We start from the raw sequence: 20396 nt of genomic DNA on the forward strand, positions 1-20396 counted from the left end.
CGACGCGGTTCGCCTCCCCGGCGGCGACCCGCCGCGGGCGTGCGACGGGTGAGCGTGCCCGTCCTGCGTCGCCCCGACCCGCGGACTACATTCATGCCATGGGATTGGGTCTGTTGCTGGACATCGACGGGGTGCTGGTCACCTCGTGGAAGGCTCTGCCCGGTGCGGTGGAGGCCGTCTCCCGACTCGCCGACCGCGGGTATCCGCGGATGTTCTTGACCAACACCACCTCCCGCTCGCGCAACGAGATCGCCGAGTTGCTCCGCGGCTGCGGTTTCGAGGTCGACCCGGACGAGATCCTGACCGCGGCCGCGCTCACCGCCGAGTACGTCGCGGCGCAGTTCCCGGGCAAGCGGGTGTGGGTTCTCAACCAGGGCAGGATCGCCGAGGACATGACCGGCGTCGAGCTCACCGACGAGCCGTCGGAGGCCGAGGTGGTCGTGCTCGGCGGCGCCGGCCCGGTGTTCACCCACGCCGCGCTGTCGAAGGTGCTCGAGTTGCTCCTCGACGGCATCCCGGTGATCGCCATGCACCGGTCGATGACCTGGTCGACGGCAGAGGGGCTCTCGATCGACACCGGGGTCTATCTCGAGGGTCTGGAGAAGGCGTCGGGCCGCAAGATCAAGGCGATCGGAAAGCCGTCGCCCCTGGGGTTCCGCGCCGCCACCGACCTGCTGGGTCTCGAGCCCAACCAGGTGGTGATGGTCGGCGACGACATGCACAACGACGTCCTGGGCGCCCAGGCGTCGGCGCTCATCGGTGTGCTGGTGCGAACCGGGAAGTTCCGCGAGGAGGCGCTGGAGGCGTTGCAGCGAGACGAGTTCGGGCCCTACCCGGACCACGTCATCGACTCGGTCGCCGACCTCCCCGAGCTGATGGAGAAACTCAGCGGGAACTGACCGGGGAGGGTCGGCGGTTCGCGTCGGATCAGATGCGGTCGAGACGCTTCTCGGCGGCGCGCTTGATCTTGCCGAGGGTCTCGGCCATCCCGAGCTTGAGCTCGGTCTCGAAGGACTCGACGCCGCCGAAGAGCTTGTCGACGAGGATCGACGAGATCTTGGTGGTCGATCCGTTGACCTCGCGACGTTCGGTGAGGGTGACACCCGAGTCGCCCGGCGTGATGGTGTAGCTCCACACGGTGTGGTTCTCGGCGACGCGGAACGCGATCTCCCTGTTCGGTTCGAACCGCACGACCTTCGAGGTCGTGGGCCACACCAGCGGGCCCCGGCGGTTGATGTTGATGGTCCTGGTCCCCAACCCGACGGTGCCGCCGCGGATGATCATCTTCTTGCACTGCGGGCTCCACTCGCCCATGCGCTCGAGATCGGAGATCACCGACCAGACCTGCTCCGGGGTGGCGTCGATCTCGATGGACTCTTCGATGAGTGCTGCGGTCATGGTCGCCAACAGTATGGGCTTGTTGGCGCACCGTCAATAGGTTGTTGGCGGACCGTCAATAAGTGTCTGCCGTCCGCGGGATGCGGCTTGGGGCGAGCTCAGACCAGCAGGGTGATGCCGATGACCGCGCCGACGCCGACGAAGACCGCGGCGGTGATCCAGCCGGCGGGGTGCTCGTCGTTCTCCTCCAGCAGCAGCGTGCCCAGCTTGCCGGGGGTGAGCCAGTCGATGAGCACGAACGACCACATCATCACCGCGATGGCCAGGACGACGTAGGCGACGGTGTGCAGGAGCGCGCGCCACAGGACGAGGAGCTCGGTGTCGATGACCGAGCAGACCAGCACGATCGACAGGCCGATGACCATGGACGTGGTCAGGATGACCGCGTTGCGGTTGTGCTCGATCCAGACGAGCTGACGCAGCTTCCCCGGGGTCACCAGATCGAGGGCGACGAATCCGAGCACGAGAAGGGCGATGCCGACCAGGCTGAACGACGCCCCCGCGGCCAGGTTGTCACGCAACAGTTCCATCCGAATCCCTCTCGCTCGCCGACGGTGTCGGAGAAAACAGTATCGGTGGGCGGGGCACAGGGGTGGGAGGAGCCGGGATTCGGCGCCCGTGCTCCTGAGAAAAAAAGGGGCGGGCCGCGAAGGTCCGGGCGAGAAGCGCTCGCCCGGACCTCGCGGCCCGTGGTCCCCGGGGGTCGAGGTGTCAGCCGACCTTGATCATGTCGTAGGAGCCGAGATCCTTCGCCAGCTTGGCGACGTGGGCGTCCGCGTCGCCAAGGGTGTGGCTGATGGCGGTCAGCCGGCTCACGTAGTGGGCGATCGGGTACTCGGCGGTCATGCCGATGCCGCCGTGCATCTGGATGGCCTCCTGGCCGATGTGACGTGCCGAGCGGCAGGTCTGCAGCTTGGCCCGCGACGCGATGGTCGGGTCGGCGATGCCGTCGGCGAGCGCCGAGATCGCGTACAGGTCGAGGCTGCGGGCGAGCTCGAGCTGCACGTACATGTCGGCAGCGCGGTGGGTGAGCGCCTGGAAGGTGGCCAGCGGAACGCCGAACTGCTTGCGCGACTTCAGGTATTCGACGGTCAGCTCGAGGCTGCGCTCCATGATGCCGAGCGCCTCGGCGCACAGGGCGGTCTGGATGCCGACCTCGGTGTCGGCGATGACCTGCGAGGCGTCGCCGGAGCCCAGGCGGGTGGCCTTGGCGTCGGTGAAGGTGATCTCGGCGCCGCGACGACGGTCGTGCGTGCGGTACGCGGTGCGGTTGACTCCGGCGGCGTCGGCGTCGATCAGGAACAGCCCGATCTCGTCGCCGACGCGGGCCGACACGATCAGCTTGTGCGCGCAGTCGCCGTGTCCGACAAGCGTCTTGGTGCCGTTGAGCACGCCGTCGGCGGTCGCGGTGGTGGCCACCGCGGCGACCGGCCAGCGGTCACCGGGCTCGTTGTGCGCAAACGCCATCAGCAGTTCGCCGGAGGCGAGGCCCTGGCGCAGCTCGGCGCGGGTGGCGTCGTCGGCGATGCCGAGGAGCGAACCCGGCACGAGGACCGAGTCGAGGTACGGCTCCGGCGCCAGGGCGCGGCCGAGCTCGGTCATGACGCTGGTGAACTCCACCGGGCCGGCGTCCATGCCGCCCTCGGACTCGGGGAAGGTGAGGCCGAGGATGCCGATCTCGGCCAGCGAGTTCCACACCTTTTCGCTCCAGCCGAGATCGGTGTCGGTCACCTTGCGCAGGGTCTCGACGTCGTAGTTCTTGGTGAGGACCTCGCGCACGGTGTCGCGCAGCATCCCCTGCTCTTCGGAAAGCTCGAAATCCATTGTTGTCCTTGCTCTGTGATGTTTCGGGTGGTCAGCGGGCTCGACAGATCAGGGGATCAGAGGCCGAGGACGGCCTTGTCGATGATCTGGCGCTGGACCTCCGAGGAGCCGCCGTAGATCGAGACCTTGCGGTAGTTGAGGTATTCCGGCGCGGCCAGCTGGGCCCACTCGGGTGCCGACACCCGGGCGCTGCCGTTCGGGGCGTCGGCGGCGACCTCGGCGACCGGGAGCGAATCCGGGCCGGCGATGTCGGCGAGGAGCTCCTTGGCGGCCTGCTGCAGCTGGCTGCCCTTGAGCTTCAGCAGCGACGACGCCGGGTTCGGCTTGCCGTCGGCCGACGACGCGGCCACGCGCAGCTGGGTGACCTCGAGGGCCAGCAGCTCGTTCTCCACCTCGGCGAGCCGGGCGGCGAACAGCGGGTCGTCGAGCAGGGTGCCGTGAGCGGTCTTGGTCTGCGCGGCGAGACGCTTTGCGCGGGCGAGGTTGGTCTTGGTGTAGCCGACGCGGGCGATGCCGCTGCGCTCGTTGCCCAGCAGGAACTTGGCCTGGGTCCAGCCGCTGTTCTCCTCGCCGACCATGTTCTCGGCGGGCACCTTGACGTCGTTGAAGAAGACCTCGTTGACCTCGTAGCTGCCGTCGATCAGCTGGATCGGACGCAGCTCGATGCCCGGGGTGTCCATCGGGATCAGGAACATGCTGATGCCGGCCTGCTTCTTGACGTCCGGGTTGGTGCGGGCGAGCAGGAAGATCCAGTCGGCGAACTGGCCGAGCGTGGTCCAGGTCTTCTGGCCGTTGATGACGTAGTGGTCGCCGTCGCGGACCGCGCGGGTCTTGAGGGAGGCGAGGTCGGAGCCGGCCTCGGGCTCGGAGAATCCCTGGCACCACCAGATGTCGAGGTTGGCGGTCTTCGGCAGGAAGCGTTCCTTCATCTCCTGCGAGCCGAACTGGGCGATCACGGGGCCGATCATGCCGGCGTTGAACGGCAGCGGCTCGGGCACGAACGCCAGGTTCATCTCCTCGCGGTAGATGTGGAACTGGATCGGGGTCCAGTCCTTGCCGCCCCACTCGACCGGCCAGTTCGGAACATGCACGCCGTGCTCGTTGAGGATGCGCGCCGAGGTGATGATGTCGTCGGGGTAGTTGAGCTTCCCCTCTTCGTTGCGCTTGCGCAGGTCCTCGGGGACCTTCGCGAAGATGCTGCGCAGTTCCTCGCGGAACGCCTCTTCCTCCGGACTGAACTTCAGCTGCATGGGTTCTTCTACTCCTGTCGAGGGTTGCCGGGTGTTCGGCGACACCGGTCGCAGGCGATGTGACGTGGGATTTCCCGGTCGACCGCCCGCTGACTAAGCGCTTGCTTAGTGATATGTTGCACTATGCCCCGCCCGATGTGCTGTGTCAATCGGCTCACGGCGGGCGACAACCATCGCAGCGGACAGGGGTGAGGTGTGGTCTCGTCGACCGGGACGTCGTCGAAATCGGCGGCGGCACGTCAGCGACTTCTCGCGGCCGCGCTCGAGGCCTTCGCCGCCAAGGGGTTCAACGCCACCACGACGCGCGACATCGCCAACGGCGCGAAGATGAGCTCGGCCGCGGTCTACGTGCACTTCCGCTCCAAGGAGGAGCTGCTGTTCGAGCTCTCCGAGGCGGGGCACCGGCGCATCCTGGACGTGATCGACGACGTCGACGACGCCTCGGCCCCGCCCGCAGAGAGGCTCCGGGCGGTGATCTCGGCGTTCACCGGACATCACGCGCGCGAGCACGTCGGCGGGCGGGTGGTGAACTACGAACTGGCCGCGCTGGCGCCCGAGCACCTCGACACGGTCATGGAACTGCGTCGAGAGATCACCCGCCGGGTGCGCGCGATCGTCGACGCGGGCATTGCCGCCGGCGACTTCGATGTCGCCGACGCGCAGGCCACCACAAACGCGATGCTGTCGATGGGCATCGACGTCGCGCGCTGGTACCGGCCGGAGAAGGGGCTGTCCCCGGAGGAGATGGGACGGTTCTACGCGGACCTCGCGACGCGCATGGTGGGCGTGCGGGACCGGTGACGGTCCCGGCCGGTCACCGGTCGGCGGGTGCCGCCTCCCGGTCCTCGACGCGCACCGAGGGCGAGGTCGCCGCACGGGCCGCCGCGCGACGCGTGGCGACCGCGAGCACGGCGCCGATCACCGCGACCACCAGGACGTAGCCGACGTAGCCGATGACCGTGGCGCGGAGTCCGATGTGCGGCACCACGACCCCCGCGATCACGGCCGGCACGCTGAACGCCAGGTAGCTCGCGACGAACACCGACGAGAAGACCTGGCCGCGCTGGGCCTGCGGGGTCGCCGCGGTGATCGTGTCCATCGCGCTGAGGAAGGTCGCCGCCCAGCCGGATCCGGCGACGATCGAGCCGAGGATGTAGAGCGGGAGCGACTCGGCGAGCACCCCGGACAGCGAGAGCAGCACGCCCAGCGCGAGGGTCGGATAGCCGTAGGCCTGCTTGGCCGCCGCCGTGCGGACGGTCACGAACAGGGACGTGACCGTCGCGCTGGCGAAGAAGGAGAACAGGATGAGGCCGGCCCAGCCGTGGTTGGCGACCCCGAAGACCTTGGCGACGACCGACGATCCGAGCGAGAGGTAGAGGCCGCCCAGCGACCAGGTCGCGATGAGCGTGGGCACCGCGGCGAGGAAGACGCCCCGGACCTCGCGGGGGACGCGCGCCCGGGGCGCGATGGTCGCTGCCAGGTGACGCCGGGAGCGGAACCCGGCGGCGTCCCGGGTCTCGGGGACGACGAGCAGGGCGATCAGGAGCGCCGCGAACAGGCCCAGGATGATCTCGTAGACGAGGACGCGGGGCGCCGGCGCGTATTCGACGAGCAACCCGGCGACGCCGACGCCGGTGGCGAGGCCGAATGCCGGGGCGGCGCCGATGATCATCGAACCCAGTCGTGCGGTGGGCTGGAGGTCGACGGTGGTGGCGGTCAGCGTGCCCATCGCCGCACCGGTCGCCAGGCCCTGAAGTGCCCGGGCCGCGAGCAGGGTGCCGACGTCGCCGGCGACCACGAACAGGATCATGCTGCCGATCAGGAGGGCCAGCGCGACGGCGAGGACCGGGCGACGTCCGATGTGGTCGGACAACGATCCGACGGTCAACAGGCTCAACAGCATCGTCACGACGTAGACGGCGAACACCAGGGTCAGCGTCAGGGCGGAGAAACCCCAGAGTTCCTGGTAGACGGGGTAGAGCGGCGACGGTGCAGCCGAGGCGAACAGCACCATCACGTAGGTCGCGGCGATCAGCCAGAACGCGCGATGCGGGTGCAGCGGTGCCATCTCGTCTCCTTAACGCAAAATGCTTTGCATTAAGCCTGACGATACGTGCGCCCCGACTCTAAAAGCAATTGGATTTGCAATAATGGTCGCATGGCTACCGGTGATGCGAACGCCCGGGCGGACACTCCCGCTTCCGGGGAGCCGAAGCGACCCGGGGCCTCCAGGCGACCCGGTGGCCGCAGCGCGCGGGTGCAATCGGCCGTGTTCACCGCGGTCGGGCAACTCGTGGGCGCGGGACAGCGCGAGACGATGACGATCCCGCAGGTCGCCGACCTCGCCGGCGTGAACCCCACCAGCATCTATCGTCGCTGGGGGTCGATCGACGCCCTGCTCGGGGAGGTGGCGGTGGCCGCCCTCACCCAGGGGGAGCCGCTGCCGGACACCGGGGGTCTCCGCGGGGACGTCGCCGAGTGGGCCCGCATCATCGCCGCCGACATCGGACGGCCGAAGCGACGCGCGTATCTGCGTGCGATGGTGTCCGCCCGGGACGACGTCGTCGAGGTGTGCCCGTGCTGGGAGATCCGCCGGGAGCAGGCCGAGGAGATGATCGCCCGGGCGCGGGGCCGCGGCGAGTCGACGCCGTCGGTGCGTCAGCTCCTCGACCACGTGATCGCCCCGCTCTATCACCACGCGGTGTTCGGGTTGCCGGTCGACGAGTCGTATGCGACCGAGCTCGTGGACGACGTCCTGGCGTTTTCCGTCAGCAGCCCCGAGTAGGCCCGAGTAACGATATGGTCCGGGCATGAAGAGGGTTCATGCGTTCACAGACGACGCGCTCGGGGAGTTGGACGGCGTCGGCATCGCGGAGCGGATCGCGGCGGGCGAGATCTCGTCCGACGAGGCCGTCGAGGCGGCACTGGCGCGGATCGACAAGGTCAACCCGGTACTGAACGCGATCGCGTTCGACGACCGGGAACGTGCGCGAAAGCGCGCCGTCGACAACGACTTTCCGCATGGTGCGTTCGCCGGGGTGCCGTCGGCCATCAAGAACAACACCGAGTACGCGGGTCTGCCGACCCGGCACGGATCGGCAGCCGTGTCGGACCGCCCGGCGACGGCGAACGAGGCGTTCACCGACCAGTTCCTGGCCACCGGTGTCAACATCGTCGGCGCGACGACGCTGCCCGCGTTCGGGCTCACCGCCACGACCGAGTTCGTCGACCGCGAGCCCACGCGCAACCCATGGGACACCGACTACTCGGCCGGCGGGTCGTCGGGCGGTTCGGCGGCGCTGGTCGCCGCCGGCGCACTGCCGATCGCGCACGCCAACGACGGCGGCGGCTCCATCCGCATCCCGGCGGCCGCGTGCGGACTCGTGGGCCTGAAGCCGACCCGCGGGCGGACCGCGCCGGCGAAGGAGACCAAGGACGCCCCGATCGACCTCGTGAGCAACGGGATCGTGAGCCGGACCGTGCGCGACACCGCGCGATTCATCGCCGACGCCGAGCGCATCCGGCCGGTCGGCGACCTGCCGCCGGTGGGGCTGGTGGAGGGACCGGGGGCCAGGCGCCTGAAGATCGCGCTGGTCACCGAACCGCTCACCGGGCAGCTGCTCGACCGCGAGACCCACAAGGCCGTGACCGACATCGCCGAACTGGTCGAGACGCTGGGCCACCGCACCGAGATGGTGCCGCTGCCGGTCGACCGCGCCTACGTCCGGCAGTTCATCGACTACTGGGCCCTACTCGCCTTCGCGTTGGACCGCACCGGAAAGAGGTTGTTCGACAAGGGATTCGACCGCAAGCAGCTCGACGGACTGACCCGCGGCCTGTCCCGCCATTGCCTTCGCCATCTCTACCGGATGCCGTCGTCGATCCGCGGCCTTCGCCGGGCCACCGCTGCGTTCCGGAGCCTCCACGACCAGTTCGACGTCATCCTCTCGCCGACGCTCGGGCACACGCCCCCGGAGATCGGCTACCTCGATCCGGGCGTCGATTTCGACGAGGCGATGGACCGCCTCACCCGCTACGTCGCGTTCACTCCCGCCAACAACACCGCAGGCACCCCGGCCATCAGCCTGCCGCTCGCGCAGTCGACGAACGGCATCCCGATCGGCATCCAGTTCGCCGCCGACCTGGGCGACGAGAAGACGCTGCTGGAGCTGGCGTTCGAGCTCGAGGCGGCGCGGCCGTTCGCGCGGATCCAGGATGCCTGAACGACGTTCGACGCCAACGGTTTTCTCGCAGTCGACGACGAGGACGTCACACTCCGACGTCTGCCTGGACCGCACGTCGCGGATCGAACAGTGACCCGGGATCTCGGATCTGCCCAGACACGTCCGGAAGCGCCAGTTCGTCGACGTCGGTGCTCGCCGTTCACGGGGACGCCCCACCAGACATCGGCAGACCCGCCACCCGATCGGGCGGCGGGTCTGCCGAACAGCGGTGGATCTGTCGAAACCTCTAGTGCTGCACGGCCTTCTCCGCGCCGATGCCCGTGAGGGAACGGACCTCCATCTCCGCGCTGCGCTCGACGTCGCCGGTGTCCGACGGCGAGGTCAGGGTGCCGATGATGCCGAGGACGAAGGCCAGCGGGATCGAGACGATGCCCGGGTTGGCCAGCGGGAACCACGCGAAGTCGGCGCCCGGGATCATCGACGACGCCGAGCCGGAGACGGCGGGGGAGAAGACGATCAGGACGATCGTGGAGATCAGGCCGCCGTACATGCTCCACAGGGCGCCGCGGGTGTTGAACCGCTTCCAGTAGAGGGAGTACACGATGGTCGGCAGGTTGGCCGCCGCGGCGATCGCGAAGGCGAGCGCCACCAGGAAGGCGATGTTCTGCCCGTTGGCGAGGATGCCGAGCACGATGCCGAGGACGCCCAGCACGACAACGGTGTAGCGCGAGACGCGGACCTGGTCGTCCTCACTCACCTTGTTGCGCTTGATGACCGACGCGTAGATGTCGTGGGCGAAGGACGCCGACGCGGTGATGGCGAGACCGGCGACCACCGCGAGGATCGTCGCGAACGCCACCGCCGAGATGACCCCGAGGAGCACCACACCGCCGAGTTCGAAAGCAAGCAGCGGGGCCGCCGCGTTCTGGCCGCCGGCCGCGGCGAGGATCTTGTCGGGTCCGACCAGGGCGGCCGCGCCGTAGCCGAGGATCAGGGTGAACAGGTAGAAGGCGCCGATGAGCGCGATCGCCCAGACCACCGACTTGCGGGCCTCTTTCGCGGTCGGGACCGTGTAGAAGCGCATCAGGACGTGGGGCAGGCCGGCGGTGCCAAGGACCAGCGCGATGGCCAGCGACAGGAAGTTGATCTTGGACTCCAGGGAACCGCCGTACTGGGCGCCGGGGGCGAGAACGTCACGCGCCGCGACCTGTTCGTCTGCGGAACCGGCGATCGCGTCCTGGGCCGAGCCGAGGATCGAGGAGAGGTTCATGCCGAACTTGGCGAGCACGATGAAGGTCATGATGGCCGCGCCGCTGATGAGCAGGACCGCCTTGATGATCTGCACCCAGGTGGTGCCCTTCATGCCGCCGACGAGGACGTAGACGATCATCAGGGCGCCGACGACGGCGATCACGATCGACTGGCCGAGACGGCTGTCGATGTCGAGCAGCAGGGCGACGAGCCCGCCGGCGCCGGCCATCTGGGCGAGCAGGTAGAACAGCGACACCGCGAGCGTCGAGATGGCGGCGGCCAGCCGGACGGGGCGCTGCTTGAGCCGGAAGCTGAGCACGTCGGCCATCGTGAACTTGCCTGTGTTGCGCAGGAGTTCGGCGACGAGCAGCAGGGCCACGAGCCAGGCGACGAGGAAGCCGATCGAATACAGGAATCCGTCGTAGCCGTAGACCGCGATGGCGCCGGCGATGCCGAGGAAGCTGGCCGCCGACAGGTAGTCGCCGGCGATCGCGATGCCGTTCTGCGGGCCGGAGAATCCGCGGCCGCCGGTGAAGAAGTCCGCGGCCGAGTTGTTGTTCTTGCTGGCCCGGATGACGATGTACATCGTCACCGCGACGAAGGCGACGAAGATCGAGATGTTGACTACGGGACTGCCGACGGTGGCGGCGAGGTCGAGGGTCTTCACAGGGTCGCGCCTTCCATCTCGTTGCGGAGCGCCTCGGCGCGCGGGTCGAGCTGACGGTTCGCGAAGCGCACGTAGAGGCCGGTGATCACGAAGGTGGTGATGAACTGCAGCAGGCCGAGGATGAGTCCGACGTTGATGTCGCCCCAGACCTTGATCGCCATGAAACCGTCGGCGAACGCGCCGAGCAGGACGTAGACCGCGTACCAGACGAGGAAGAACGCGGTCATCGGGAACACGAACCTGCGCAGCCTGGACTTGAGTTCCTGGAATTGGGGGCTGTGCTGCATCTCGACGAACTGCTCGCCCGTCGGCACGGGTGTAGCCACTGTGGGATTGGTTGACACGGTGTCCTCCATCGGGATTCGTTTGCCGCCGCGTCGCATGTGACGGCACTACGGAGAACAGAGTGGGTGAGGCGCAGGTCACACACAATCAGGTGTCGTGTGTCACACGCCGAATCCCGCGGTCTCTGCGACGGACGGTCGCTGCGCCGCGACGAACGGTGAGCGGTCAGCCCCTCGGATGCCGGTCCCGGCCCTCCGTCGACGGGCCGTCCGCGGTCCGGTCGCGCCCCGGTTCGTCGTCGGCGCGGCCCGGCAGACGGTCTATGCCCATGCCGACGCGTTCGGGAACGTGCATCCGGGCGAAGGTGCGTGAGAGGTCGCCGGGTAGCCGGCTGCGCGTCGAGAGGCTCACGAGGATCATCGTCCCGAAGGCGAGCGGCACGGTCACGGCCGCGGGGTAGCCGACCACCACCGACAGCCATCCGTCGAGGACGGAGTCGTCGACGACGCCGGCGATCGCGAGACTCGTCGCGATGCCGGACGAGAGGCCGCCGACGACCAGCCCGGCGATCGCGCCTGGCGCGGTGAGTCCGCGCCACCAGATCCCGAGGACCAGCAGCGGGCAGAGCGTCGAGGCTGCGACCGCGAAGACGAGGCCCACCGTCCGGGACAACTCGAGCGACCCGGCCGCGAGCGACAATGCGACGGCGATGCCGCCGCCGGCGACCGCCGCGACACGGAAGTCGCGGACCCGTCCGCGCAGGACGTCGGTGGACAATGCGCCGGCGACGGACACCAGAAGGCCCGACGAGGTGGCGAGGAAGGCCGCGATCGCGCCCGCGGCGACGAGGGCCGCCAGGGCCTGTCCGGCCGGTCCGCCGATGGTCGCGCTCGGCAACAGCAGCACCGCGGCGTCGGAGGCGCCGGTGATCAAGAGCTCGGGCACGTAGAGCCGCGAGAAGACGCCCAGGAGCACGGGGAAGAGATAGAACAGGGACAGCAGAGCGATCGCGGCGAGGGCCGTCCGCCGCGCGGTGCGGCCGTCGGGATTGGTGTAGAAGCGCACCAGGACATGTGGCAGCCCCATGACGCCCAGGAAGGTGGCGATCACCAGGGACAGCACCTGGAACAGCGGATGGCGATCGCCGAAACCGTCGCCCGACGCGACCCAGTCCGAGCCGTCGACGGGCGCCCCGTCCACGACGGGGGTCGCGGCGCCGGCGTCGAGGGCGATGACCGAGTCCGCCTCGATGACGTGCCGTCCGGGCGTCGGCACCCGGGCGTGGACCTCGGTTCCGTCGAGGGTTCCGGTGATCCGCACCCCCTTCGGCTCGGTCACGGTGACGACGACGTCGGTGGTGACGTCGACGGTGGTCGGCGCGCTCACGCGCGGCGGCGCGGGGTCGCCGACCGGCTGGGGGTCGCCGGCGAACACCCCGATCAGCACGAGCGTCGGGATCGCGATGGCCGTCAGCTTGAGCCAGTACTGGAACGCCTGGACGAAGGTGATCGACCGCATCCCGCCGCCGACCACGTTGACGATGACGATGGTGCCGACGGCGACGCCGCCGACCCACACCGGAACACCCAGCAGGATGTTGAGCGTCAGGCCGGCGCCCTGGAACTGCGGGATCAGATAGAGCACGCAGACCACGACCACCACGACCATCGCCGTCTTGCGGACGGCCGTCGACGAGAGCCGGAACTCCGCGAAGTCGGGCACGGTGTAGGCCCCGGACCGGCGCAGTGGCGCCGCGACGAACAGCAGCAGGCCCAGGTATCCGGCGGTGAATCCCACCGGATACCACAGCGCATCGGCGCCGTACTTCGCGATCAGGCCGGCGACGCCGAGAAATGATGCGGCCGAGAGGTATTCGCCGGACACCGCGGCGGCGTTCCAGCGCGGGCCGACGGCGCGCGAGGCCACCAGGAAGTCGGAGGTGGTGCGCGAGAACCGGCCGCCCCAGGCACCGACGGCGATCGTGGCGAACGCGGCGGCGAACAGGGCGACGGCGGTGAGGACGTCGACGCCGTTCACGGGCCGCCGCCCACCTCGGACTCCTCGTCGTCGACGAGGCTCATGAAGTCGCGTTCGGCGTTCTCGGCCAGGCGCACGTACAGCAGGCCCGTCAGGTAGATGACCGGGTACGCCAGGAGTCCGAGCGCGATCCACGTGACCCGGATGCCGAAGACGGTCGCGGCCGCGACCTCCGGGAACGCGAAGACCAGCAGCGGGATCGCCACGACCACGACCACCAGGCCCAGGCCGAGGCGCAACCCGAGTCCGAGTTGGGCGCGCATCAGGCCCCGGACGAGGGCGTCGCCGATCTCGGTCTGCTCCTGGACCTCGACGCGGGTGCGGACCATCCGCGCCCCGCGGCGCTGGGCGAGCACCACCCGTTCGCGTTGTGGCGGGTTCTGCGACATCGTCTGGGCGGCCGTCCGTCAGGCGTGGTCGCGGGTGGTCGCACGGCGACCAGCGTCTGGCCGCCCGAGGTCCGCAGCCCGGTGACCATGGGCAGCGACACCAGGTACGAGCGGTGGACGCGGGCGAAACCCTTGTCCTGCCACCGTGATTCGAGGGTCGACAGCGGGATCCGCACGAGGTGCGAGCCGGATTCGGCATGTAGCCGCGCATAGTCGCCGACCGCCTCCACCCAGGAGATGGTGTCCCGGCGCACCAGCGAGGTGACCCCGCTCATCTCGACCGGGATGACGTCGTCGGACGCGGCGGCGCGGGCGGTGCGATCGGCCGGCTCCGGCGCGGGGGCCGGCGCCGACGCCCGGGTGCGAGCCTCGAGGGCGGCGCGGACCCGCGAGAGGGCCTGGGCAAGGCGTTCCTCGCGGAGCGGCTTGAGCAGATAGTCGACGGCCCCGACATCGAAGGCGTCGACGGCCTTGTCCTCGTGGGCGGTGACGAACACGATCATCGGCGGGTCCGCGTACTTGGCGAGGACGCCGGCGAGCTCCAGCCCGGACAACCCGGGCATGTTGATGTCGAGGAAGATCGCGTCGACCCGGTGGGAGTTGAGTTCGCGCAGGGCGTCGGTGGCATCGCTCGCCGCGAGAACCTCGTCGACATCGTCCTGGCGGGACAGCAGGTAGGTGAGTTCGTCGAGGGCAGGCGGTTCGTCGTCTACCGCGAGCACTGCCAGCGCGGACATCCATCACCTCCCTGTGCGTCCCTGCGCGACCCAGGTGAACAGGGGGATCGTACCCTGCGCGAGGTGCTCCGGAGCCGTCTCCGGGAAGTGGATGTCGGGGCCAGGGGAGGATGAATTCGAGAAAAAGTCCGGTCGCATGGCTGCGTCCCTCCGGGTTCTCGATACGCTGTGCACGGCCATCCCGACGGCAGACGCCGCACACGACGATGTGTGCACAGCGTCGCCTCGCCGCGTTGGACGGAAGTTAGGAAGAAAGACACGGTGTTCTCCCGGTTCAAACCCAGGAACGATCTCTTCTACGGGTTGTTCACGTCCTCGGCGCGCTGCCTGGCGGATGGGACCAAGGCTCTCACCGGTCTGCTCGAGCCAGAGCCGGACATCGAGGCGACGGCACGACGCATGCTCGAGCTCGAACACGACTGCGACCGCATCACCCATGAGATGTTCCGGACGGTCAACTCGAGCTTCATCACCCCGTTCGACCGGTCCGACATCTACGTCCTCGGGTCCAGCCTCGACGACGTGATGGACCACATCGAGGCCGCGACCCACCTCATGGCCCTCTACAACGTCTCCGAGCTCCCGGGGCAGCTGCGCGAGATGGTCGAGATCCTCGACACCTGCGCGAGCGTGACCGCCGACGCGATGCCTCGCCTGGCCGGGATGAAGGACCTCGAGCGCTACTGGATCGAGATCAACGATCTCGAGAACCGGGCCGACCACGTCTACCGGACCTTCCTCGCCTACCTCTTCGACGGCCATCTCGACGCGCTCACGGTGATGAAGCTCAAGGACGTCGCCGACGAGTTCGAGGACGCCGCGGACTCGTTCGAGAAGGTCGCCAACATCGTCGAGACCATCGTCCTCAAGGAGTCGTGACACTCCTGTGTTCGGACTTCTCGTGGTGATCGGCCTCGCGATGGCCTTCACGTTCACCAACGGCTTCCACGACTCTGCCAACGCGATCGCGACCTCGGTGTCGACCCGGGCCCTCACCCTGCGGGCGGCCCTCGCGATGGCCGCGGTCGGGAACCTGATCGGATCGTTCTTCGGCGCCAAGGTGGCGAGCACGGTCGGCTCGGGGATCATCGACCTCAAGGTCGGTCCCGACGCGTTGCTCCTCGTCGGCTGCGCCCTGGTGGGAGCAATCGGCTGGAACCTCATCACCTGGTGGTTCGGCCTGCCGTCCTCCTCGTCGCACGCGCTGATCGGCGGCATGGTCGGCGCAGCGCTCGTCGGCGGTGTGACCGTTCTCTGGAGCGGCGTGGTCGAGAAGATCCTGATCCCGATGGTCGTCTCGCCCCTCGCCGGCTTCGTGCTCGGCGCCGCGGCGATGCTCGCCATCATGTGGCTGTTCCGCAACGCCTCTCCTGCGGTCACGGGCCGCCGCTTCCGCCACGCGCAGACGGTGTCGGCGGCGATGATGGCCTTCGGCCACGGTATGCAGGACGCGGCGAAGACCATGGGCATCGTCGTCCTCGCGCTCGTCGTCGCGGGCTACCAGGACGACTACCACATCCCGCTGTGGTGCTTCCTGCTCACCGCGGTCGTCCTGGCCATCGGCACCGCCACCGGCGGCATGCGGATCATGCGCACCCTCGGCCGCAAGATCATCGAACTCGACCCGCCGCAGGGATTCGCCGCCGAGGCGACCGCGGCGTCGGTGCTCTACGTCGCGTCGGCCGGCATGGGCGCCCCGATCTCGACGACGCACGTCATCTCGTCGGCGATCATGGGCGTCGGTTCCACCAAGCGCACCAGCGCGGTCCGCTGGGGCATGGCCGGGAACATGGCCGCCGCCTGGATCACCACGTTCCCCGCGGCCGCGGCGTTCGCCGCGCTCACGTTCGCGGTGGCGAGGATCTTCACCTAGTCCGGCCGCCCGTCCGATGGGGCCGGCCCGCTCGGACCGGCCGTCACGCGTGGATGCCGGCCCGGAACTTGGGGACCCGCATGCCGACCTTCGTGCCGGCTCCGACGGCGGTCTCGACCACCAGGCCGTAGTCGTTGCCGAAGGCCGCGCGCAGCCGGTGGTCGACGTTGGTGAGCCCGACGTGTGCGCCCTCGCCGGGGTCCAGCGCGTCGATCGCGCCGGAACGCAGCAATTCCGGGTCCATGCCGACGCCGTCGTCCTCGACGGTGATGACGCAGTCGGTGCCCTCGTCGGCCGCGGTGATCGTGATCGTTCCGCCGCCCTTCGGCGCCAGGCCGTGCCGGACGGCGTTCTCCACGAGCGGTTGCAGGGCGAGGAACGGCACGACGACGTTGAGGACCTCCGGCGCCACGTGCAGCCGCACGTCGAGCGAGTTGCCGAACCGCGCGCGCTCGAGGGTCAGGTAGCGGTCGATGTTGCGCAACTCGTCGGCGAGCACTGTGTACTCGCCGCTGGCCCGGAACGAATAACGGGTGAAGTCGGCGAAGTCGAGGACGAGCTCGCGGGCGCGGTCGGGGTCGGTGCGCACGAACGAGGCGATGGTGTTGAGCGCGTTGTAGATGAAGTGCGGGCTGATCTGGGCGCGCAACGCCAGGACCTCGGCCCGGTCGAGACGGGCCCGGGAGGCGTCGAGCTCGGCGAGTTCGATCTGGCTCGACACGTACCGCGCGACCTCGGCGACGGCCCCGAGCATGCCCGGCCCGGGGCGTCGGGTCGTCGCGACGACGAGGACGCCGACGTCGACCTCGCCGGCGACGAGAGGTTGGGCGATGAGGGCGCGCACGGGCGAGTCCGCCCCGCACGGATCGGTGACCAGCACCCGACGCTGGTCGCCGCGGGCCGACGACGCCGCATTCGCCGCGGCGTTCAGCAGCGCGGGGTCCCAGAGGTCGTCGCCGGCGGGCTCGTGCGCGAGTTCTCTGGGTTCGTCGTCGAAGAGGGCGACGGCTTCCGCGGCCGTGAGCGTGCGGAGGTGGGGCAGTGCCTCCCGGGCAGACTCCTCGGACAGTCCGGTCCGCAGCGAACGCGCCGCGAGTGACGCGGTGTGCAGGGTCGAGTGCACCGCACGCTCGGTCGGCGTGGTGACCACCCGCCGGGTCCGGATCAGGGCGATCAGGCCGACGACGACGATCAGCGCGAGGACGGCACCGACGATGGCGACTTGGCCGGTCATGATCCGACCTTACGGGGAGCCGCGGCCGGTTCGCGGCGTCAGTACGTGGCCCACTCGCCCTGTGCGTAGCGGAGGATGCGCGGGTCCATCAGAGTCGACGGAGGCAGGTCGAGCGGTTGGCGATCGAGGGGGAACACCGTGGCCGCGGTGAGCTGCTCGGCGCTCAGGAAGCGCAGCGGTTCCGGCGGTTCGACGGCCGGGCTGACCGGCCCGCGCGTGCTCGCCAGGTGAAAACCCCAGTCCCCGAACGCCGGGACGTCGACGTGGTACGGCGTGGCCGGGAGGCCGGCGGCGCGCATGGTGGAGGCGATGCACCAGAACGACTTCGGGGCGAAGTACGGCGATCCGGCCTGCACCACCACCCGGCCGCCGTCGGCGAGGTGGGCGCGGACCATGGCGTAGAACTCGGTCGAGTACAGCTTCGCGGTGGCCGTGTCGTCGGGATCGGGCATGTCGACGACGATCACGTCGAACCGGCGGTCGGTGTGGCGGAGCCAGCCGAAGGCGTCGGCGGTGACGATCTCGGCGCGCGGATCGCTCATCGATCCCTTGTTGAGGCGTCGTAGGCGCTCGTCGGTGCGGGCCAGCCGGATCATCTCCGGATCGAGTTCGACGAGGGTGACCTCACGGATACCGGGGTAGCGCAGCACCTCCCGCAACGCCAGCCCGTCCCCGCCGCCGAGGATGAGGACCGACGCGTGGGCGCCGGCCATGGCCGGATGCACCAGTGCCTCGTGGTAGCGGTGCTCGTCGATCGAGGAGAACTGCAGGTCGCCGTTGAGGTACAGGCGGGTGTCGGGACCGGCGCCGGTGCCGCGTTCGGTGATCACGATGTCCTGGTACGCGCTGCGGGCGGATGCGACGATCGGGTCGCGGTAGAGGGCCTGCCGGGCGGTGACCTCGAACCGGGTCGACAGCACGAGCGCGGCGATCAGGGTCGCCACCACCACGAGCGACGCCACCGACAGCGCCACGAGGTGGCTGCGCCGCAACGCCTTCCGGAAGATCACGAAGACCAGGAAGCAGCCGGCGGCGGCGTTGACCAGGCCGACGACCAGGGCGCCGCGGAGCTGACCGAACAACGGCAGTAACAGGAACGGGAAGCACAGGCCGCCGACGAGGGCGCCGATGTAGTCCACCGCGAACATGTCCGCCACCGCGGCCCCGGCCTCTTGGCGTCGAATCCGCTGCAGCAACACCATGAGCAACGGGATCTCCGCGCCGATCAGCAGGCCGAGGACGAAGGCCACCGCGATCAGGGCGGGTGTGTAGAGCTCCAGATGGGCGAACGCGGCATAGAGCGCCATCACCGACAGGCCGCCGAGGAGGGCCAGGGCCAGCTCGACGACGGCGAAGGCCGTGACCGACCGCGGTTGCAGCGGTTTCGCGGCGAGGGACCCGACTCCCATCGCGAACACCATCAGCGACAGGACGATCGACGCCTGCGTGGCGGTGTTGCCGATCAGGAACGAGCCGAGCGAGACCAGCGCCAGCTCGTACACGAGGCCGCAGGCGGCGCAGACGAACACCACGGCGAGCAGCGCCGATCGGGCCAGGCGGGGCCAGGCGGCCGCCGGATCGCCCGGCGGCGCGTCGTCGACGGTGTCGGTGGTGCTCATGACGGGGAGGTCATCGCAGGACGTGTCGAAGGGGTGGGGGAGGGGCGTGTCACAGGATCGAGGCGGCGATGATGATCGCGACCCCGAGGTGCGCGACCGCCTGCACCCACACGGCCGGGTGGGTCTCCTCGTGGACGACGAGCTCGCCGAGCCTGCCCGGGGTCAGCGCGTCGATGACGAGGAAGGTCACCGCCATCACCGCGAGGCCGATGGCCGAGTAGACGGCGGTGTAGGTGAGTCCTTCCAGCAGCCGGCCCTCGCTCGCGACGATCGACGCGGTGACGATGATCGCGACCGCGAAGAGGTTGGAGGACACCAGGATTCCCGCGTTGCGGTTGCGGTCCGCCCACAGCTGGTGGCGCAGCTTCCCGGGGGTGAGCAGGTCGAGGATCGCGAACGCCACGATCATCAGGATCACGCCGACACCGGCGTAAGCGCCTGCGGCGTAGGCGTTCTCGGTGAGGTCAGCGAGCATCGTCATCTCCCTGGGTTCGGTTGGTTGCGGGTGGACGTGGACGTCGTGAAGGCGGTGGCGGTCATTTGCCGCCTCCGCCGCTGCCGCCGCCCCGGTTGCTGCTGCCGCTGCCGGAGTAGCCGGGGGTGGGAACCCAGAAACCGCCGACGTAGCTGTGATAGCGGTTGTAGCCCGAGCGGTAGTCCTTGCTGAGCATCACTCGGGTCTGGTGGGCGGCGTACGGGAACAACGCGACGAGGTAGTCGGGGTATTGCAGGAATTGGGCGCCGGCGATGTTACCGGTCGCCGACGCGCCGGTCCGCTGATCGGTCGGCCGCTCGGCGTCGCGGATGTCCTCGGCCACCTCGGCCGGCGTGCCCTCGGCGAGGTAGGCGTCGACGTCCCCGTCGTCGAGGGCGGCGTTGCGCTGGTAGTTCTGCGAGATGAAGTCCCGCGCCGAGCCCCCGAGCCCGCCCTCCCGGACGATGCGGGCGCCACACGCTCCGATCAGCGCGAGGATCGCGATGACCACGATGGCGCCGATGATGATGTTGCGGACCCGGTTGAGACGACGCCGCGCGTCATCGCCGGGTGTCGAGGACGGGCGACTCATGAGTCCGCCACCCGGTCGCGCGTGAGATGGCTTGCGGTGACCACGACCTCGCCCGCGTTCGGGTAGGCGTGCCACGTCCGCCAGGAGATCTCCTCCGGCGATGTGTCGGTGACGATGGCGGTCACCGCGTGCGGATGGCCCGGGAAAACCCCGAGCACGCAGGGGAATCCCGCGGCGGACCGTTCGGTCACGAGTGCGGTGAGCTGTTCGACGAGGGTCGCGAACCGATCCGGCGTGGCCTGCTCGACCCGGGACGTGAAGTGGTAGCCGGTCTGCTGGAAGGACTCCGGCACCGCGGAAGCGACCTCCGGCAGGCAGGCGACGGTCTCGCAGATCCGGTGGACGCCGTCGTCGAGGACCACCTGGTGGCTCGTGCCGAGCAGCCTCACCGACACGGTGATGCCGTCGATCTCGGCGTCGCGGACCGCGAGCGGGTCCTGCAGTGGGGCGTCGAGGGAGAATCCCAGACGTGCGGCGCTGGTGTCGGCGTACGCCACGGACAACGTGGCGATGGGGCCGACGGCGACGGGGTCGTCGGAGATCTCGGGTCCCCCGGGTCGTCTCGACATGTCTTGGTCCGG

General features: G+C 69.3%; 21 protein-coding genes. 6 read left to right on the top strand and 15 right to left on the bottom strand.

Annotated features, from left to right (window positions below; all coding sequences use genetic code 11):
• Window positions 1-98 precede the first annotated feature (98 nt).
• Window positions 99-899: an HAD-IIA family hydrolase gene (locus E1P53_RS14930; RefSeq protein ID WP_109239618.1), complete on the top strand. Its 801-nt coding sequence runs from the start codon at window positions 99-101 to the stop codon at window positions 897-899.
• Between the two features lie 28 nt (window positions 900-927).
• Here the strand turns inward: E1P53_RS14930 and E1P53_RS14935 are convergent, their stop codons facing one another.
• From E1P53_RS14935 to E1P53_RS14950, 4 genes are all read right to left on the bottom strand, one after another.
• A complete protein-coding gene (locus E1P53_RS14935; protein WP_131734774.1) occupies window positions 928-1398 on the bottom strand; it encodes an SRPBCC family protein in 471 nt (156 codons plus the stop codon).
• A 98-nt stretch (window positions 1399-1496) separates the two neighbouring features.
• On the bottom strand, window positions 1497-1928 hold the full coding sequence (locus E1P53_RS14940) for a DUF350 domain-containing protein (protein WP_006899960.1): 432 nt from the start codon (window positions 1926-1928) through the stop codon (window positions 1497-1499).
• Window positions 1929-2109: 181 nt separating this feature from the next.
• Window positions 2110-3222, bottom strand: coding sequence for an acyl-CoA dehydrogenase family protein (locus tag E1P53_RS14945; RefSeq protein ID WP_131734775.1), 1113 nt, complete (start codon window positions 3220-3222; stop codon window positions 2110-2112).
• Window positions 3223-3278: 56 nt separating this feature from the next.
• Entirely contained in the window at window positions 3279-4472 is a 1194-nt protein-coding gene (locus E1P53_RS14950; RefSeq protein WP_006899958.1) for an acyl-CoA dehydrogenase family protein, read from the bottom strand.
• A 195-nt stretch (window positions 4473-4667) separates the two neighbouring features.
• Between E1P53_RS14950 and E1P53_RS14955 the strand changes: the two genes are divergently transcribed.
• Entirely contained in the window at window positions 4668-5273 is a 606-nt protein-coding gene (locus E1P53_RS14955) for a TetR/AcrR family transcriptional regulator (protein WP_109239615.1), read from the top strand.
• A 13-nt stretch (window positions 5274-5286) separates the two neighbouring features.
• On the opposite strand, the gene E1P53_RS14960 is transcribed toward E1P53_RS14955, so the two are convergent.
• Window positions 5287-6540: an MFS transporter gene (locus tag E1P53_RS14960; RefSeq protein ID WP_131734776.1), complete on the bottom strand. Its 1254-nt coding sequence runs from the start codon at window positions 6538-6540 to the stop codon at window positions 5287-5289.
• Between the two features lie 90 nt (window positions 6541-6630).
• Here E1P53_RS14960 and E1P53_RS14965 point away from each other — a divergent pair, with 90 nt between their 5' ends.
• Together E1P53_RS14965 and E1P53_RS14970 are read left to right on the top strand one after the other, a co-directional pair.
• Window positions 6631-7257 carry a TetR/AcrR family transcriptional regulator gene (locus tag E1P53_RS14965; protein ID WP_006899955.1) on the top strand — a complete coding sequence of 209 codons (627 nt, stop codon included), beginning with the start codon at window positions 6631-6633 and terminating at the stop codon, window positions 7255-7257.
• A gap of 25 nt (window positions 7258-7282) precedes the next feature.
• Window positions 7283-8695: an amidase gene (locus E1P53_RS14970; RefSeq protein ID WP_109239612.1), complete on the top strand. Its 1413-nt coding sequence runs from the start codon at window positions 7283-7285 to the stop codon at window positions 8693-8695.
• A 247-nt stretch (window positions 8696-8942) separates the two neighbouring features.
• Here the strand turns inward: E1P53_RS14970 and E1P53_RS14975 are convergent, their stop codons facing one another.
• The 5 genes from E1P53_RS14975 to E1P53_RS14995 form a co-directional block, all read right to left on the bottom strand.
• Complete coding sequence (locus E1P53_RS14975; RefSeq protein WP_006899953.1) at window positions 8943-10574, bottom strand: monocarboxylic acid transporter; 1632 nt, start codon at window positions 10572-10574, stop codon at window positions 8943-8945.
• Window positions 10571-10930, bottom strand: a complete 360-nt coding sequence (locus E1P53_RS14980; RefSeq protein WP_131734777.1) for a DUF485 domain-containing protein — start codon at window positions 10928-10930, stop codon at window positions 10571-10573. The genes E1P53_RS14975 and E1P53_RS14980 overlap by 4 nt, the downstream gene beginning before the upstream one ends.
• Window positions 10931-11084: 154 nt before the next feature.
• Window positions 11085-12896 carry a sodium/solute symporter gene (locus E1P53_RS14985; protein WP_131734778.1) on the bottom strand — a complete coding sequence of 604 codons (1812 nt, stop codon included), beginning with the start codon at window positions 12894-12896 and terminating at the stop codon, window positions 11085-11087.
• Complete coding sequence (locus E1P53_RS14990) at window positions 12893-13225, bottom strand: hypothetical protein (RefSeq protein WP_244941200.1); 333 nt, start codon at window positions 13223-13225, stop codon at window positions 12893-12895. Before E1P53_RS14990 ends, E1P53_RS14985 begins: the two co-directional genes overlap by 4 nt.
• Window positions 13159-14022: a LytR/AlgR family response regulator transcription factor gene (locus E1P53_RS14995; RefSeq protein ID WP_244941201.1), complete on the bottom strand. Its 864-nt coding sequence runs from the start codon at window positions 14020-14022 to the stop codon at window positions 13159-13161. The genes E1P53_RS14990 and E1P53_RS14995 overlap by 67 nt, the downstream gene beginning before the upstream one ends.
• Window positions 14023-14283: 261 nt before the next feature.
• Between E1P53_RS14995 and E1P53_RS15000 the strand changes: the two genes are divergently transcribed.
• The gene (locus tag E1P53_RS15000; RefSeq protein ID WP_006899948.1) at window positions 14284-14901 is read left to right on the top strand and encodes a DUF47 domain-containing protein; all 618 of its coding nucleotides are present in this window, start codon (window positions 14284-14286) and stop codon (window positions 14899-14901) included.
• Window positions 14902-14908: 7 nt separating this feature from the next.
• Window positions 14909-15895 carry an inorganic phosphate transporter gene (locus E1P53_RS15005; RefSeq protein WP_006899947.1) on the top strand — a complete coding sequence of 329 codons (987 nt, stop codon included), beginning with the start codon at window positions 14909-14911 and terminating at the stop codon, window positions 15893-15895.
• A 43-nt stretch (window positions 15896-15938) separates the two neighbouring features.
• Here the strand turns inward: E1P53_RS15005 and E1P53_RS15010 are convergent, their stop codons facing one another.
• From E1P53_RS15010 to E1P53_RS15030, 5 genes are all read right to left on the bottom strand, one after another.
• Entirely contained in the window at window positions 15939-17129 is a 1191-nt protein-coding gene (locus tag E1P53_RS15010; protein ID WP_006899946.1) for a sensor histidine kinase, read from the bottom strand.
• A gap of 38 nt (window positions 17130-17167) precedes the next feature.
• Entirely contained in the window at window positions 17168-18748 is a 1581-nt protein-coding gene (locus tag E1P53_RS15015; RefSeq protein ID WP_131734779.1) for a polyamine aminopropyltransferase, read from the bottom strand.
• A gap of 49 nt (window positions 18749-18797) precedes the next feature.
• Complete coding sequence (locus E1P53_RS15020; RefSeq protein ID WP_131734780.1) at window positions 18798-19223, bottom strand: DUF350 domain-containing protein; 426 nt, start codon at window positions 19221-19223, stop codon at window positions 18798-18800.
• 61 nt (window positions 19224-19284) lie between these two features.
• The gene (locus E1P53_RS15025) at window positions 19285-19815 is read right to left on the bottom strand and encodes a DUF4247 domain-containing protein (protein ID WP_131734781.1); all 531 of its coding nucleotides are present in this window, start codon (window positions 19813-19815) and stop codon (window positions 19285-19287) included.
• Window positions 19812-20384, bottom strand: coding sequence for a DUF2617 family protein (locus tag E1P53_RS15030; RefSeq protein WP_181954853.1), 573 nt, complete (start codon window positions 20382-20384; stop codon window positions 19812-19814). Before E1P53_RS15030 ends, E1P53_RS15025 begins: the two co-directional genes overlap by 4 nt.
• Between the last annotated feature and the right edge of the window lie 12 nt (window positions 20385-20396).

This window comes from Gordonia paraffinivorans, from assembly GCF_900683595.1.
GTDB classification, from domain to species: Bacteria; Actinomycetota; Actinomycetes; order Mycobacteriales; family Mycobacteriaceae; genus Gordonia; species Gordonia paraffinivorans.

Bases quoted from the DNA above. Each gene is read 5' to 3' on its own strand.
- E1P53_RS14930 (WP_109239618.1), top strand. From the start codon at position 99: ATGGGATTGGGTCTGTTGCTGGACATCGACGGGGTGCTGGTCACCTCG.
- E1P53_RS14935 (WP_131734774.1), bottom strand. From the start codon at position 1,398: ATGACCGCAGCACTCATCGAAGAGTCCATCGAGATCGACGCCACCCCG.
- E1P53_RS14940 (WP_006899960.1), bottom strand. From the start codon at position 1,928: ATGGAACTGTTGCGTGACAACCTGGCCGCGGGGGCGTCGTTCAGCCTG.
- E1P53_RS14945 (WP_131734775.1), bottom strand. From the start codon at position 3,222: ATGGATTTCGAGCTTTCCGAAGAGCAGGGGATGCTGCGCGACACCGTG.
- E1P53_RS14950 (WP_006899958.1), bottom strand. From the start codon at position 4,472: ATGCAGCTGAAGTTCAGTCCGGAGGAAGAGGCGTTCCGCGAGGAACTG.
- E1P53_RS14960 (WP_131734776.1), bottom strand. From the start codon at position 6,540: ATGGCACCGCTGCACCCGCATCGCGCGTTCTGGCTGATCGCCGCGACC.
- E1P53_RS14965 (WP_006899955.1), top strand. From the start codon at position 6,631: ATGGCTACCGGTGATGCGAACGCCCGGGCGGACACTCCCGCTTCCGGG.
- E1P53_RS14970 (WP_109239612.1), top strand. From the start codon at position 7,283: ATGAAGAGGGTTCATGCGTTCACAGACGACGCGCTCGGGGAGTTGGAC.
- E1P53_RS14980 (WP_131734777.1), bottom strand. From the start codon at position 10,930: ATGGAGGACACCGTGTCAACCAATCCCACAGTGGCTACACCCGTGCCG.
- E1P53_RS14990 (WP_244941200.1), bottom strand. From the start codon at position 13,225: ATGGTCCGCACCCGCGTCGAGGTCCAGGAGCAGACCGAGATCGGCGAC.
- E1P53_RS14995 (WP_244941201.1), bottom strand. From the start codon at position 14,022: ATGTCCGCGCTGGCAGTGCTCGCGGTAGACGACGAACCGCCTGCCCTC.
- E1P53_RS15010 (WP_006899946.1), bottom strand. From the start codon at position 17,129: ATGACCGGCCAAGTCGCCATCGTCGGTGCCGTCCTCGCGCTGATCGTC.
- E1P53_RS15015 (WP_131734779.1), bottom strand. From the start codon at position 18,748: ATGAGCACCACCGACACCGTCGACGACGCGCCGCCGGGCGATCCGGCG.
- E1P53_RS15020 (WP_131734780.1), bottom strand. From the start codon at position 19,223: ATGCTCGCTGACCTCACCGAGAACGCCTACGCCGCAGGCGCTTACGCC.
- E1P53_RS15025 (WP_131734781.1), bottom strand. From the start codon at position 19,815: ATGAGTCGCCCGTCCTCGACACCCGGCGATGACGCGCGGCGTCGTCTC.
- E1P53_RS15030 (WP_181954853.1), bottom strand. From the start codon at position 20,384: ATGTCGAGACGACCCGGGGGACCCGAGATCTCCGACGACCCCGTCGCC.